Genomic DNA, 15,001 nt, shown 5'->3' on the forward strand with positions numbered 1-15,001 from the left:
ACGACCGTGCCTCAGTTGATGAAGTAACGCTGCCACTCGAAGTCGATGGTCGCCTGCTGTTGCGAGCAGTCATAAGAGGCGCATGATTGTGCCCTCGCAAGAATGGGGCGTATGGTGCCACTGGTGGGACGGTCGATGGCGACCGCTCCATTCGCCGGACTGGTTTATGGCAAAGCCACTCGCACAAGGGTTCTGACGAGAAGTCATGACACGCGCTCAGCAGCTTGGCGTCGTCATCGGATTGCTTATTGTCGCGGCGCTTACCGTTCTTCGGGCAAGTGACCCACCACAGTTGAAACTGGCTCGCGAGGCGACGTTCGATCAGTATCAGCACTGGGCGCCCCGGTCCTTCGAGCAGATGCCGGTCCGGGTCGTCGACATAGACGAAGCTTCGCTGCGACAGTTCGGGCAATGGCCCTGGCCCCGAAACCGCATGGCAGCACTCGTCGACAGGCTCTCGGAGATGGGCGCGTCGGCTATCGCATTCGATATTCTTTTTGCTGAGCCCGATCGCCTGTCGCCGCGCAATGTTGTGCGCGATATAGCAGGCGTCGACCCTGCTCTTCTGCGTCAACTGCCGGACAATGACGAGTTGTTTGCTCAATCCATTATCAGAAAGCCGGTCGTCCTGGGCTTTGGCCTATCCAACGAAGGAAATTACCGGCCCCAGGTGAAGGCCGGCTTTGCCTTCACCGGCGAAAATCTTATCGACGCGCCGCCTCATATGAAAGCGGCAACGCCTTTTCAGCCGCAGCTCGAGGCAAATGCAGCCGGCATCGGGCATATCAGCCTTAATCCCGGAAACTCGTCGTCGGTCGTGCGTACGGTTCCGCTGTTGTTGAGCGATGGCCAACAGCTCTATCCCAACCTCGCCCTTGAAGCGCTGCGCGTTGCGCAAGGCGCCTCCACCTATCTGCTGATCGGCGCTGCGGACGCACCAAACATCGTCACCTCGATCAAGGTCGGGGACTTCGTCGTGCCGACGACCGCGGCGGGTGAATTGTGGCTCTATGTCAGCCGGGATAATGCGAAAAGGTATGTTTCCGCCAGGGACGTTCTCGCAGCCGGTGGCGCCACCGCTGACGTGAGAGCCGCGATCGAAGGCAGCATCGTCTTCATCGGAACATCGGCTGCGGGGTTGCAGGACATTCGCACGACGGCCCTGGGAGAGAACGTTCCAGGTGTGTCCGTGCATGCGCAAACCGTCGAGCAGATATTGTCGGGCCAGTTTCTCTCTCGCCCTGATTGGGCGAACGGTCTTGAGATATTGTCCATCGCAGCACTGGGCAGCCTTCTTGTGGCGCTGACCATCTTTGTCAGTCCGGCAATCGCCCTGGTCGCGGGCCTGCTGGCTACGGCCTGCGCCCTCGTTGCCTCCTGGCTTGCCTTTTCATTTGCCGGGCTTCTCTTCGACCCGCTGGCACCAGTCGCAGCGGGAACGATCACGCATTTTGCCACCACGTCCTTCCGCTTCCTCGTCACGGACCGGGAACGCCGCGAGATTCGCCGGGCATTTGGTCAATATCTTTCGCCATCGCTTCTGTATCGCGTCGAGCATACGCGGGGCGCCCTTCGCCTCGGCGGGGATGACCGTGAACTGACCGTGATGTTCGTCGACGTGCGAAACTTCACCGAGATAAGCGAAAGGCTGCCACCCACTGCCGTGGTTGGATTTCTGAACACACTTCTGGATGCACTCAGCCGTCATGTCACCGAGAACGAAGGCACGCTGGACAAGTTCATCGGGGATTCCATCATGGCCTTCTGGAATGCCCCGCTGGACGTCAACGATCATTGCGGCAAGGCCGTTCGTGCTGCCCTGGCGATGCGTGAAACCCTGGCCGAGCTCAATGCCAGCGATGCTTTTGGCTTTGGGACGGAGCACAAGGTCGGCATCGGCATCGGCATCCACACGGGAATCGCCTGCGTCGGGAATATGGGCGCAGAGGCTCGGTTCAACTACTCGGCCGTCGGAGATGCCGTAAACGTCGCTTCGCGAATTGAGTCCGCCTGCAAAATGGTGAGCTTCGACATTCTCGTCTCCGAGACCACGGCACAGGCGCTTGCCGGCAGCGCCCTGCTCAACGCGGGAGCGCTGGCGCTGCGCGGCAAACGTGATCGCACCAATGTCTACGCGGTCGTCGGCGATGAGCAGGTTGCTGCCTCGCAGGAATTCGCAGATCTGCAGACGGTGCACGGGCGGCTTGTCCAGGCCCTGCGTTCACGGTCGGCGGGAACTCGCAGGATCGCCATCACCGCGAAAGTGAAGGCGACACGGCTGCCCGCCGGATTGCAGGATTTCTACGACCGGATATCCCGCAGGTCAGATCAATTTCTCATTGATCCTGCAGACAAGAACAAACTACGCCAAGTGACGGACTAATAACCGTCATTGCCGGCATTTCCGCCTCCCGGAGGTGACCCGTCGTGATGGCCGTTGCCCTTCCCATTGTCACCGTGATGTCCCCCATGGCCATGGTGCCCCTTATCAGGCTTGTCAGGCTTACCGGGCTTGTCCGGTTTGCCAGGCTTATCGGGCTTACCCGGCTTGTCAGGCTTACCAGGTTTGTCCGGTTTGCCCGGCTTATCGGGTTTGCCCGGTTTGTCAGGCTTCCCAGGTTTACCTGGCTTATCGGGTTTCCCAGGCTTGTCAGGCTTCCCAGGGTTATCCGGTTTGCCCGGCTTGTCAGGTTTTCCGGGTTTTTCAGGCGTATCCGGCTTGTTGGGCACGTCCGGGCGGTCGGGGTTGGGTGCGGCTGGTTGGCTGACGCTTTTGTTTTGGTCCATCTCGCGCAGAGATGCCATGGAAAGGCCACAGCCGGTGCTGGACTGAAATCCCCCCGAAAGCTGCTGGTTGCCAGACAGGAACGGCAGTGCCCGCATACTGCCCAGCGTGCCGAGCATTCCTCGATTGACCCGTTTGGGATCGGTTACGCCGCCCGACCGCGTCGCGATGACACAGTCGCATCGCCGTTTCAGTTGCCGACAGCCATTGCTGCCACAGAATTGGGCGGAGCCGCTTAGAAGAACCACCGCAGTGGTGCCGTTCGCTCCGACAAAAAAGTCGAACACGGTTCCACGAACCCCGATCGTTCCGGCTGGCGTAACAATCTCATAGGCCGAGGACTTCGAATTTCCGCTGATCCAGCGGAAGGTTCCCTTGACCGCTTTGATCGTGAGCTTCTTCACAGATTTGCTGTCATCAAAGACAAACTTGTCGATAACGACGGAAGAGCCCCATCCGACCGCAAGTTTGGTTCCATCCCTGAAGACGAATTGACCAAGCCCGGAGTTTGACGTCCGGATACGCTCATCCCGGTAAACCGGAGCCTTGACCGTTAGCGGACCATTCGCACCCGTTACGTCAGTCTTGATCAAGACGGCCTCACCGACCTCCTCGGCGGCCGATGTCGGCATGGTACTGTAGAGTGCGATAGCTACTGCCGCCGTTGCGGCAAGCGGCAAGGACGACATTCCACCCTCCTGCTTGCTTATATTAGCATGCGGTAAGGAAAGGAGTCTTACTGCTACGCACCAACCGTTTTAGGTAGGGAGCGCTACTCCTTTTGAATAGGCAAAGCTGAGACCGCTGTCGTTTGCGTCGACCATCCCGCTTTGCCCGGACGCCGATTGCCGGCAGCAACTGGACCGAGCGGAAAACCGCCAAAAGAGCGTTCTCGCAGTCATGCAATCGCAATCTTCCCTTTGTCGACCAACGCTGGGATCGTTTACCTGGTATTCAACGACGGCGTTGACGATGGGATCGAACAGCCGATCTGGCGAGATGATTCGTTACGAAACAGAGGATCCATGCTCGAAACTTCACTCTACAGCCCGGTCAAAGGATTCCTCGAAGGCTTGGGATTTGTGGTCAAAGGCGAGATCGGCGGCTGCGACTTGCTGGCGCTGAGTGCTGACTCTCCACCAATCGTCGTTATCTGCGAGCTGAAGTTGCAGTTCAATCTCGAACTTGTGCTCCAGGGCGTCGACCGGATGGCAGCGAGCGACGAGGTCTGGCTTGCCGCGCGCATGTCGATCCGCGGCAAGGGCCGCGAAAGTGACGCTCGGTTCCGCAATCTGTGTCGTCGTCTCGGCTTTGGCCTCCTTGGCGTCTCTGCAAACGGCCAGGTGCAGGTGCTGCTCAGCCCGATAGCAGCTACGCCGCGCCGGGATCCAAAACGCCGCTCAAAACTGATCGACGAACATCGGCGCAGGCAAGGCGATCCGGTCGCCGGTGGTGGTTCGCGTGCCCCAATCATGACAGCCTATCGCCAGGAAGCATTGGCATGCGCCGCTGCCCTGGCCGGAGGTCAAAAACGGCCGCGTGATTTGAAACCCGGCATGCCAAACGCAGCCAAAATCCTGCTTCACAATGTGTATGGCTGGTTCCAACGCACAGAGCGCGGCGTCTACGATCTGACCGAGAGCGGCCGCCAGGCGCTTCTGCGCTGGCCTCAAGCGTCGAGCGGAGCGATGTGATCCAGTGGCAGGCTGCGCGCCCGCCAACCTGGCGGGTTAAATCTCCGTTTCAGGTTGTAGCGTTCCTGCGTCTTCAGAATATGGGCAAATCGGCGGCCGCGTCGATGTCGCCTCCCTCCAGCATCGCAATGATCGCGAAATACCGGGCATTGGCCTGATTGCGCGTAGGAAGAGGACCAGATTATCGGGTTGCGACGACGGCTTCCGGTTGTCCATTACCCGACAGGATTTGCGCCGTCCCTCGCACAACAAGCAACCTTATTGTCCCTTGGTTTGCTTTTGGTCTGAACTCTTCGGCGAAGCCTCTCCATCCGTACCTTCAGATTCGGCTTCGAAAGCTGGAACGCCGCCATTGTTCTCGGTCCGGTCGCGATAGAGTGCTGCACGGGCCAGCAGCATGAGCGAGACGGGTGTCGTGACGATCACGAAGGCGGCAATCAGAATCTCGTGAAGGGCCGGGCGCGACTGAAGCACGGTGAAGCAGATCATCGAGGCGATGAGTATGCCGCCCGCTCCCCAGGTCGTACCCAATGTCGGCGCGTGCACCCTCTCGTAGAAGCTGCCGAACCGCAGCAGCCCGATCGCTCCCAGCAAGGTCAGCCCGGAACCGAGGAGGAGAAAAAATGCCGTGGGCAGCGCGGCCCAGGCGGGCAGATCGGCGGCGTGGGTCATTCGATTACCTCTCCGCGCATGAGGAATTTCGCCAGCGCCACGGTAGACACAAAACCGAGAAGGGAAATCACCAGGGCGGCCTCGAAATAGATCGTGGTTCCCGTGCGGATGCCGAAGGTCAGCAGAAGCAGCATGGCGCAGACATAGAGCGCGTCGAACCCGAGCACGCGGTCCTGGGCGCGTGGCCCCAGCACCATGCGCGCCACTGCGCAGGCCATCGCCGCAAGCAGGAACAGCTGCGCGACCGTGATCGACCATATGAGGATGGTGGCGCTCATTCGAAAATCTCCATCAGCGGTCTTTCATAGCGGCCCTTGATGATGTCGATCCACTCCTGTTCATCGGCAAGGTCGAGCACATGGAGCAACAATACGCCGGTTCCCGAGCGGTATTCGACCCAGGCCGTGCCCGGCGTGCTGGTGATGATGCAGGCAAGCACGGCCAGCCCGGTCGGGTCGCGCAATTCAAGCGGGATCGTGACGAAGCCGGAGGTTCGCTGCCCTCGCCTGCCACGCAGGACAATGCTGGCTACGGCGATGTTGGAGCGCAGGACATCCGCCATCACGGTGACGAACAGCCCTGGGATCAGACCCCACCGGCGCAGCCGGGGCTTTGCGGGCTCCAAGGCCGTCATGGCCCAGGATGCCGCAATGCCGATGATGGCGCCCAGCACCAGATGGCCGGCGGACAGCCCGTTGAGCAGAATCCACATGACCAGCAGTGACGTCGCGAGCAATGGGTAGGGAAGCAAACGGCTCATTGGCTTTCCGCCGCTTTCGGACCCGGGACCTGCGCGGTGGACATCACCGCCCGCACATAGTTCATCGGCGTATGGAGGGATTGGGCCGTGGCGTCCATGTAACGCATGACCGAGCCGCCTTGCACGGTTAGCACCAGACACAGGACAAGAAGGAATCCTACCGGCACGATTTCGCTCACCCGGACGCGCGGCACGGTTCCTTCGATCGGGGCCCAGAAGGTACGGATACCGGCGCGGGTCATGGCAATCATGGCCGAAAGGCCGGAAAGAAGCAGCAGCGCGGCCAAAACCCACATGGCAGCGTTTTCATTCCCGCCGATCATGGCGGTCAGCAGCGCGAATTTGGCGATGAAGCCGGAGAGCGGCGGCAGGCCGGCAAGCAGCAGGGCGCAGCCGACGAAACACAGGCCGAGCACGGCAAGCGTGCCGGGAATGGCGAGCCCGACCTCTTCCGGCGCCTCTTCCTCGTCCATGTCGTCACCGTAGGCTTCCATCGTGACTGCCAGCACGTTAGCCGCCGGATCCTGTGCCCGCTCGACCAGTTCGATCAGCAGAAAGAAGGCGCTGATCGCCAGCGTGGAACTCACCATATGATAAAGCGCGCCGGAGGTGACCGAGACACTGGCCATGCCGATCGCGGCCAGCAGCGTGCCGGACGAGACCAGCACGTAGAAGCCGGCAAGCCGTCCCATCGCCTGCGATGCCAGCACGCCGATGGCGCCGAATGCGATCGTCGCCATGCCGCCGAACAGCAGCCATGAGCTACCGAAGCCCGCGGTCGCGCCTGCATCGACGCCGAAGAGCAGCAGCGAAAGCCGCAGGATAACGTATACGCCGACCTTGCTGAGGATGGCGAAGATCGCAGCGACCGGCGCGGCTGCGGCGGTATAGGCGGTGGGCAGCCAGAACCCCAGCGGCCACATCCCGGCCTTGACCAGGAAAGCGATGCCGAGAACCGTAGCCCCTGCCTCCAGAAGCATCCGGTCTTCCGCCGCAACCGCAGGAATCCTGAGCGCAAGATCGGCCATGTTGAGCGTGCCGGTGACGCCGTAGATAAGACTGACCCCGATCAGGAACAGCGACGAAGCGGCAAGGTTGATCGCGATATAGTGCAGACCGGCCTTCACCCGAAGCTGGCCAGAGCCGTAAAGGACAAGGCCGTATGATGCTGCGAGCAGCACCTCGAAGAACACAAACAGGTTGAACAGGTCACCCGTAAGGAAGGCGCCGTTCAGCCCCATTAGCAGCAGCTGGAAAAGCGTATGGAAATGCGGCCCGCTCTTGTGCCAGCGCGCCAGCGAAAAGATCAGCGCCGCGAGCGCCAGCACGCTTGTCAGCACCAGCATGAGAGCCGAAAGCCGGTCAAGCACCAGCACGATGCCGAACGGCGCCGGCCAGTTGCCGAGCGGGTAAACGCTGGTCATTGCCGTTTCGGAATCGACGAAGCGCAGCAGCACAACAGTTATGACGAGAAGCGTCAGCACCGAGGCGAGGCTGATCGCGGCCTTGAGCGTGTGACGGCGCTCGTCGAACATCAGGAGCAGCGCGCCGGCGACGAGCGGCAGGACGATCGGCGCGATCAGGAGATGGCTGGTCCACTCCATCAGTGGGGCTCCCTGCCATCGACATGATCGCTACCGGTCAAGCCGCGCGACACCAGAAGGACAACCAGAAACAGCGCCGTCGTCGCAAAGCCGATGACGATGGCCGTGAGCACGAGCGCCTGCGGTACAGGGTCGGCATAGTCGGCGGGGTTGACGTTGGTACCGGAGGAAAGCACCGCCGCCGCGTTCATGCGCAACCTGCCCATCGAGAAGATGAACAGATTGACGCCATAGGCGATGAGCGACAAGCCGATGATGACCTGATAGGTCCGCGGCCTCAGCAGCAGCCAGACGCCGGAGCCGACCAGAACACCGATGCCGAGGGCGAGCGTCAGTTCCATCATGCGGTCTCCTCCTCGGCCGCCGCGATCCGCGAGGCGCGGAGCCGGCGGACGGACTGGTGGGCAAACGCAATCAACATCAGCACCGTGGCGCCGAGAACCAGCGAGAAGACGCCCAGATCGAAAAGGATCGCGCTTGCCACGGGAATGGAGCCTATCAGCGGCAACTCCACATATTGCGAATGGGATGTCAGGAACGGATAGCCGAACAGCCAGGAGCCCATGCCGACCAGAGCGGCAAGGAGCAGGCCAAAGCCGATCCAGTTGAGGGGCAAAACCCGCAGCCTGTCTTCGACCCATCGCGTGCCCGCGGCCAGATATTGCAGGATGAAGGCCGCAGCCATGGCCACGCCGGCGGCGAAACCGCCTCCGGGAAGGTCATGCCCCCGGAAGAACAGATAGGCTGCGAGCACGATGATGACCGGGAACAGCCATTGCATGATAACCGCCGGGATCAACAGATAGTCGCTCACCGTTTCGCCGGCTGTGCGGTCCGGCCTTGCCTCGTCGGTGGCGTTCTGAACGCGCTGCTGTTCCGGCGACTCGACGGAATCGGGCGCCGGCCTGAAGCGCCGGAACAAGGAGAACACCGTCAACGCCACGATGCCGAGCACGGTAATTTCGCCAAACGTATCGAACCCGCGGAAATCGACGAGGATAACGTTGACCACGTTGCGGCCTCCGCCCTCCGTATATGCTTTTTCGAGGAAATAGTCGGCGATGGTCGGCGGGGCTGCGCGCGTCATTACGGCGTAGGCAACGAGCGTCATGCCGCCCCCTGCCGCCACAGCGATGGCAAGATCGCGGTATCGGCGCAGTCTCGCAGCCATCCTGATCGCATCGGTTTGAAATTCTTCGGATCGCTTGGGCAGCCAACGCAGGCCAAGCAGAATGAGCACGGTCGTCACGATCTCGACGAGCAGTTGCGTGACGGCAAGGTCGGGCGCGGAAAACCACACGAATGTGGTGCACGTGACGAGCCCTGCCCCGCCCAGAAAGATAAGAGCGACCAGCCGGTGGAACTTGGCCTGATAGGCGGCGCCAACGGCGCAGAAGATGCCGATTGCCCAAAGGCCGGAAAAGACCGCATCGTCAAGATTCCAGCTGAATGCGGCCAGACCGAAACTCATGTGGTAGAGCGGCCAGGCAGCAGCGATGAGCGCCACCGCCACGAGAAGGCGAAGCTGCGGCTGAAGACGGCGGGTGCCCAGGCGGTTTTCGAGAAACCGCGCGCCTCTCCACGACACCGCCACCATTACGCGCTCGAAGATGCGCTGGCCCTTGAGCTGACGAAAGTAGGGCGGCCCCTCTTCGCAATGCGCCAGATAATTCTTCAAAAGCAGATAAAGGAGCGCGCCGCCCAAGAGTGCCAGGAAGCTCATCAGCAACGGCAGGGTGACGCCATGCCAGATCGCGAGGCTGTATTCAGGTGTGGCGAGGCCGAGAACGGATGTGACCGCCGTATGCAGGAACGGTCCTATGGTCAGCCCGGGAACGATGCCGACGACAAGGCAGGTCAGCACCAGAAGCTGGATCGGGAATCGCATCAGAAACGGCGGTTCGTGCGGCTCGCGAGGCAGGTCGTCCGGCAATTTGCCGAAGAACACGCCGTGGATGAACCGTATCGAATAGGTCACCGCAAACGCGCTCGCCAGCACGGCGACATACGGCGCGACCCTGTCGAGGATGGAATCGGCGTGGGTTTCGATCGCCTCGGCGAAGAACATTTCCTTCGACAGAAAACCGTTGAGCAACGGCACGCCCGCCATCGCCGCGCTCGCCACCATGGCCAATGTGGCGGTGAATGGCATGAAGCGGAACAGCCCGCCCAGGCGCTGCATGTCCCGCGTGCCGGTCTCATGGTCGATGATGCCGGCTGCCATGAACAGCGATGCCTTGAAGGTGGCATGATTTGTCATGTGGAAGATGGCGGCGATCAGGCCCAGAGGGCTGCCGAGGCTGAGCAGGAGCGTGATCAGGCCGAGATGGCTGATGGTCGAATAGGCAAGCAGGCCCTTTATGTCGCGCTGGAAAATCGCGAAATAGGCTCCAAGCAACAGCGACGCCATCCCGGCAAAGCCGACGATCCAGAACCATTCATAGGTGCCCGCCAGCACCGGCCAGAAGCGTGCCATCAGAAACACACCGGCCTTCACCATGGTCGCCGAATGCAGATAGGCGGAAACCGGCGTCGGCGCGGCCATGGCGTTGGGCAGCCAGAAATGGAACGGAAACTGCGCGCTCTTGGTCAGGGCGCCGAGCAGGAAGAGTATGAGGGCGGGCAAATAAAGATCGCTTGAGCGGATCAGATCGCCCGACGCCAGAACAACGTCGAGATCATAACTGCCGACGATGTGGCCGATCAGCAGGACACCTGCCAGCAGGCAGAGCCCGCCGATGCCCGTGACGGTCAGCGCCATGCGCGCGCCATCGCGGGCGTTGGCGTTGTGGTACCAATAGCCGATCAGCAGAAAGGAGAAGATGCTGGTCAATTCCCAGAAGACGACCAGCAGGATGAGATTCCCCGACAGCACGATGCCGAGCATCGCCCCCATGAACGCCAGGAAGAAGGCGTAGAACCGAGGGATCGGGTCTTCCGGCGACATGTAGTAGCGGGCGTAGAGCACGACCAGAAAGCCGATGCCACTGACGAGCATGGCGAAGAGCCAGGCAAAGCCATCCATGCGCAGCGTGAAGTTCAGGCCAAGCGTGGGCAGCCACTCGATCTGCGCACGAACAGGTCCTTCCGCGACGATTGCCGGGTAGCACATGGACGCCAGCACAAGCCCGCAGACAGTCACCGCGCCGGCAAGCCATGCTTCGGCATTTCTAGCATTGGAGGGAAAAAATGCAGCCATCGCGCTGCCGATGAACGGCAGGAAGATCATCAAGATAAGCGATGTATCTTTCGCCATGCACCCTGTCTTCTCTCGTGGAGGAATCGGCAAACCATTGCCCTATCTCGCCCATTATGGTTGACTTGCACGGCAAACGGCAAGTTTTTTATCCATGCCCCTACTTCCATCGCAATGCCGCGCGGCGCGCGGCCTTCTCAACTGGTCGCAGGAGCAGCTTGCAATGCTGGCGGGCGTATCGCGCAGCACGATCAAGGATTTCGAGTGCCATCGCCACGCACTTCACCGCAGCTCGGAAGACCTGCTGGTGAGCGCATTCGAGACGGGCGGCGTTCAGTTTCTGTTCGAGGAGGACGCCGGGCCAGGCGTCCGGCTGAAGTCACGCCGGCAGGAAGGGCGCTAGTTCGGATATTCGCTGTCCCGTCTTAGGTCGCCGTTGATCTGACAGCGACCAAAGATCGCTACGGCGCGCCCTGCTCCACCGCAGCCAGCCCCCGCTCCTCTTTCACGAATGGCCGGAACGTCATGGCGATCAGCATCGCGGCGATGCCCATCCCCCACGAGCCGATATAGAGCCATGCGTAGCTGTCAAAACGGTCATAGATCAGGCCGCCCAGCAGCGGGCCGGTCGACATGCCGAGGCTGCCGGCCATCGCAGTGCCGCCGATGATGGTGCCCATCATCCTGAGCGGAAAGTTCTCGCGCACGATCACCGCATAAAGCGGCATCACGCCGGCATAGATGAAGCCGACCATCACCGCCACGGCGTAGAATTCGCCGAGCTGGCTGGCGAAGACGTAGGCAAGCACGCCGAAGGCCTGCGCCAGCAGTCCCAGCACCAGCACGCGCTGCGCGCCGAACCGGTCGCCCATGATGCCGAAGCCGATTCGCCCGAACATGCCGGCCAGCCCCTCGACACTGTAGATCGAGACAGCGGCGATCATTGGAATGCCGCATGTCACCGCATAGCTCACAGTGTGGAAGATCGGGCCGGAATGGGTGGCGCAGCAGAAGAAATTGGCCAGCATCAGCACGATGAACTGCGGCGAGCGCACTGCCTGCTTCACTGTCATGTCCGATTGCGGTTCGTCGGCCATGGCCGCCTCATTGCCCTGCTCCAGTGCGGGCGGGCGGCGCAGCAGTAGCGATGCCGGGATCATCGTCACGGCGGCAATGCCGGCAATTATCAGCATCGAGGTTCGCCAGTCGTAAGCTGTCACCAGCCAGGCTGCCAGCGGCGCCATGGTCATCGGCGCCATGCCCATGCCGGCCGAGACCAGCGAAACGGCGAGGCTGCGCTGCGTGTCGAACCAGCCGGTGACGCAGGCCATCATGGGCGCAACCATCGCAGCGGTCGCAGCGCCTACGAAAACACCGAAGACCAGTTGGAACTGGACCAGCGATCCGGCCTGGCTCGCCAGCGCGAGGCTTGCGGCAAGCGCGACCGATCCCGCCAGCACCACGGGGCGCGGGCCAAACCTGTCGGACAGGCTGCCCCACACCATGCTGGCCAGCGCCATGGCCAGAAAACCGAACGTCATGGCGGTGGAAATGCCGGTCACCGACCAGCCGGTCTCTTTTGCCATAGGCTGCAGGAAAACCGGCAGCGAAAACATCGCGCCGATAGCGACACACCCCAACAGGCCGCCAGCGGCAACGATGACCCAACGATAGGAACTGGTCATGTCAGTCTCTCGCTCTTGCACCGCTCCTGCCGGCCCTTCCGGTCACATTATCGCGGCTATGCTGCAAGGACGTATGGAGGCCGCCAATTTCGACATCGCAATTGCATTTTAATTCTGGTTGCAAAATATCATCAGATACAGACGCATCGCGCGCAATCACCGCGCAATGCCGTGGAACAGCGGGGGAAAGACCGAGACGATGCTGTCGTTCCAGGCATCCTTGCCGAAGCACTAAGACAGCCATGGCGGCCCCTTTCGCCATCGCTCACCTCAGCGCTTCTGGCGATCGTGGTGGAGCGAGCGACCGGGCTGCGCTTCGCCTGCTTGATGGCTAGACGTATACGGCAGCCGGTGCCCGGCATGGTGCCTGCATAACCGTGGATACCGGCGGAACGGTACACGGCGCGGGAGGAGCCTGCCTGACGCCTGACTGCGCGGGATTTGGTTGCCAAGGCCTGGCTGGAGATGTCAGCTCCAGGCGTGCAGCGGCGGGTTTTCGCCGTTGAGGAAATACTTGCCGAGAATCGAATATTTCCAGCGCACCGGGTCGTGAAGCGTGTGCGTGCGGGCATTTCGCCAGAGACGATCGAGACCGTGCTCGGCAAGCGTAGAACGCGTGCCTGCCAGCTCGAACAGCTTGTTGGTCGCCTCGATCGCGATTTCGGTCGACAGGATCTTTGCCTCGGCAGTTACGATCTGCGCTTCGGCAACGGCTTCGGCTGTCGGACTTGCGACAGCGCGGTCGATGGCCAGGCCGGCCTTTTCAAGCAGGGCCTGGGCCGCGTGCAACCTCAGCGTCAGGCTGCCGATGGCCTGGATCGTGTAGGGATCGTCCCAGGCATTGTCGACACCGCTGTCGACCCAGGCACGGCTCTTCGTCCGCACGAACCGGACCGTCTCGTCGATTGCGGCCTGAGCAATGCCTGTATCGACCGCCACCTGGATGATCTGGAAGATCGCGCCGTCGGCAGTCGGCTTGTCGTAACCCTTGTAGCCCGGCACAAGATGGGTCTTCGGCACCTTGACGTTGTCGATGATGACCGTGCCCGACAGCGTCGTGCGCTGGCCGAAGCTCGACCAGTCGTCGATCACGGTGAGGCCCGGCGCCGCGCGGTCGGCAATGGCATACCAGGCGCGGCCCTCGTCATCGAGCGCAACTATCGGAACCAGATGGGCAAGCAGTGCGCCGGTCGAATAGAATTTCTGGCCGTTGACGATCACATCGTCGCCAGCGTCGACGAAACGTGTCTCGAAGTCGGCTGCGCGTTTGGAGCCGAACTCGGAAAAGGCATTGCCGAAGCGCGTGCCCTTCAGAACTTCCGCGAAAAGCAGCTTCTGCTGTTCGATATCGGAGACGGTGCGGATGGCCGCGACCACGCCAAGATGGTTCTGCGCCACCTGCCCGATCGACGAGTCGGCTGCCGAGATGATCTCGATCACCTTTGCCAAAGTGGCATAGGACAGTTCCGGGCCGCCGAAAGCTTTCGGCACGTTGATGGACCAGAGGCCGCTCTGCGAAAAGGCGTCGAGCTCGGCCTGCGGCCAGATGCGCTCACGGTCGCGTTTGGCGGCATCCACGGCGAAGTCCGATGCGAGTTTCCGCGCAATCGACAGCGCCTCGGCGTCGTCCTTGATGATATGGGCAGGCGCGGCTGGCCTTGCGACGGCCGGAACGGCGGCGGAGGCCTTGTCGGTCTTGACGGTGGAAAGTGTCATGGCTGGTTTCCTTGTCTGGGGTGTTTCGGTCAGGCGACGGCAGGAATGGGAGTGGCCTCTGCGAGCGGCTGGGGCTTCTGGCCGAGGTAGAAGGCGCGCACGTCCTCGCGCTGCCTGAGCTCAGTCGCCGAGCCGGCAAGAACGGTGACGCCGTTTTCCAGAACCGTGGCCTCGTCGGCATATTTGAGCGCGACTGCCGAGTTCTGTTCGGCCACCAGGATGGTCAGGCCGGCATCGCGGTTGAGTCTGCGCAGCGTCAGGAAAATATCCTGGACCACGAGCGGGGCGAGCCCCATCGAAGGCTCGTCGAGCACGAGCAGGCGCGGACGCGACATCAGCGCACGGCCAATCGCTGTCATCTGTTGCTCACCACCTGACGTTAGGCCGGAAAGCGTGCGCCGCTTCTCTTTCAAGCGTGGAAAATAACCATAGACCTGTTCGAGGTCCGCCTTGATCTCGCCGCCGCTTGCGCTGCGCCCGATACCGCCGGACACGAGATTTTCCTCGACCGTGAGGCTGCGGAAGCAGTGGCGGCCTTCCAGCACCTGGACCAGCCCGGCACGGACGAGATCGCCCGGCCGCCGGCGTGCGACGTCGACACCCTCAAACCGAATCGTGCCCGCGCTGACCTGCCCGCGTTCGGCCGGCAGAAGGTTGGAGACGGCCTTCAGCGTCGTCGTCTTGCCCGCACCGTTTGCCCCAAGCAAGGCAAGTATCTGCCCGCGGCGCAGCTTAAAGCTCACCCCGTGAAGAGCGGTGATGGCGTGGTTATAGGTGGCGTGAACATTGTCCACCGAGAGAAGAATGTCGTCATTGGCCATGGAGATTCTTCCGTTCGCCTGGGGCGATGAGGAAGATGGGTGCCGGAAAAACCCCGGCGTCCATCCTG

The 15,001-nt window shown here is 61.7% G+C and carries 13 protein-coding genes; 3 read left to right on the top strand and 10 right to left on the bottom strand.

Going from position 1 to position 15,001, the window contains the following annotated elements; genetic code table 11:
• Positions 1-205 precede the first annotated feature (205 nt).
• Positions 206-2,383 carry a CHASE2 domain-containing protein gene (locus tag G6N74_RS11875; RefSeq protein ID WP_165117493.1) on the top strand — a complete coding sequence of 726 codons (2,178 nt, stop codon included), beginning with the start codon at positions 206-208 and terminating at the stop codon, positions 2,381-2,383.
• Here G6N74_RS11875 and G6N74_RS11880 read toward each other — a convergent pair.
• Positions 2,380-3,474: a FecR family protein gene (locus G6N74_RS11880; RefSeq protein ID WP_165117495.1), complete on the bottom strand. Its 1,095-nt coding sequence runs from the start codon at positions 3,472-3,474 to the stop codon at positions 2,380-2,382. The two genes, G6N74_RS11875 and G6N74_RS11880, sit on opposite strands and share 4 nt — an antisense overlap.
• Positions 3,475-3,810: 336 nt before the next feature.
• Between G6N74_RS11880 and G6N74_RS11885 the strand changes: the two genes are divergently transcribed.
• On the top strand, positions 3,811-4,479 hold the full coding sequence (locus G6N74_RS11885; RefSeq protein ID WP_165117843.1) for a DUF2161 domain-containing phosphodiesterase: 669 nt from the start codon (positions 3,811-3,813) through the stop codon (positions 4,477-4,479).
• Between the two features lie 258 nt (positions 4,480-4,737).
• Here the strand turns inward: G6N74_RS11885 and mnhG are convergent, their stop codons facing one another.
• From mnhG to G6N74_RS11915, 6 genes are read right to left on the bottom strand one after another with little or no spacing between them, the layout of a single operon-like run.
• Positions 4,738-5,151 carry a monovalent cation/H(+) antiporter subunit G gene (gene mnhG, locus G6N74_RS11890; protein WP_165117497.1) on the bottom strand — a complete coding sequence of 138 codons (414 nt, stop codon included), beginning with the start codon at positions 5,149-5,151 and terminating at the stop codon, positions 4,738-4,740.
• Positions 5,148-5,429: a K+/H+ antiporter subunit F gene (locus G6N74_RS11895; RefSeq protein ID WP_165117499.1), complete on the bottom strand. Its 282-nt coding sequence runs from the start codon at positions 5,427-5,429 to the stop codon at positions 5,148-5,150. The genes mnhG and G6N74_RS11895 overlap by 4 nt, the downstream gene beginning before the upstream one ends.
• Positions 5,426-5,911 (bottom strand): Na+/H+ antiporter subunit E, encoded by a 486-nt coding sequence (locus G6N74_RS11900; RefSeq protein ID WP_165117501.1) that lies wholly within the window; start codon positions 5,909-5,911, stop codon positions 5,426-5,428. The genes G6N74_RS11895 and G6N74_RS11900 overlap by 4 nt, the downstream gene beginning before the upstream one ends.
• Entirely contained in the window at positions 5,908-7,515 is a 1,608-nt protein-coding gene (locus G6N74_RS11905; RefSeq protein ID WP_165117503.1) for a monovalent cation/H+ antiporter subunit D, read from the bottom strand. Before G6N74_RS11905 ends, G6N74_RS11900 begins: the two co-directional genes overlap by 4 nt.
• Positions 7,515-7,856, bottom strand: coding sequence for a Na+/H+ antiporter subunit C (locus G6N74_RS11910; protein WP_165117845.1), 342 nt, complete (start codon positions 7,854-7,856; stop codon positions 7,515-7,517). The genes G6N74_RS11905 and G6N74_RS11910 overlap by 1 nt, the downstream gene beginning before the upstream one ends.
• Entirely contained in the window at positions 7,856-10,771 is a 2,916-nt protein-coding gene (locus G6N74_RS11915) for a monovalent cation/H+ antiporter subunit A (protein WP_165117505.1), read from the bottom strand. The genes G6N74_RS11910 and G6N74_RS11915 overlap by 1 nt, the downstream gene beginning before the upstream one ends.
• Before the next feature lie 94 nt (positions 10,772-10,865).
• On the opposite strand from G6N74_RS11915, the gene G6N74_RS11920 reads away from it, so the two are divergent.
• The gene (locus G6N74_RS11920) at positions 10,866-11,114 is read left to right on the top strand and encodes a helix-turn-helix domain-containing protein (RefSeq protein WP_165117507.1); all 249 of its coding nucleotides are present in this window, start codon (positions 10,866-10,868) and stop codon (positions 11,112-11,114) included.
• A gap of 58 nt (positions 11,115-11,172) precedes the next feature.
• Here G6N74_RS11920 and G6N74_RS11925 read toward each other — a convergent pair whose 3' ends face one another.
• The 3 genes from G6N74_RS11925 to G6N74_RS11935 all read right to left on the bottom strand — a co-directional run bounded on the left by G6N74_RS11925 (position 11,173) and on the right by G6N74_RS11935 (position 14,933).
• Positions 11,173-12,396, bottom strand: a complete 1,224-nt coding sequence (locus G6N74_RS11925) for an MFS transporter (RefSeq protein ID WP_165117509.1) — start codon at positions 12,394-12,396, stop codon at positions 11,173-11,175.
• A gap of 468 nt (positions 12,397-12,864) precedes the next feature.
• On the bottom strand, positions 12,865-14,112 hold the full coding sequence (locus G6N74_RS11930; RefSeq protein ID WP_165117511.1) for an SfnB family sulfur acquisition oxidoreductase: 1,248 nt from the start codon (positions 14,110-14,112) through the stop codon (positions 12,865-12,867).
• 29 nt (positions 14,113-14,141) lie between these two features.
• A complete protein-coding gene (locus G6N74_RS11935) occupies positions 14,142-14,933 on the bottom strand; it encodes an ABC transporter ATP-binding protein (RefSeq protein WP_165117513.1) in 792 nt (263 codons plus the stop codon).
• Between the last annotated feature and the right edge of the window lie 68 nt (positions 14,934-15,001).

The organism is Mesorhizobium zhangyense, from assembly GCF_011045115.1.
Taxonomy (GTDB): domain Bacteria; phylum Pseudomonadota; class Alphaproteobacteria; order Rhizobiales; family Rhizobiaceae; genus Mesorhizobium_M; species Mesorhizobium_M zhangyense.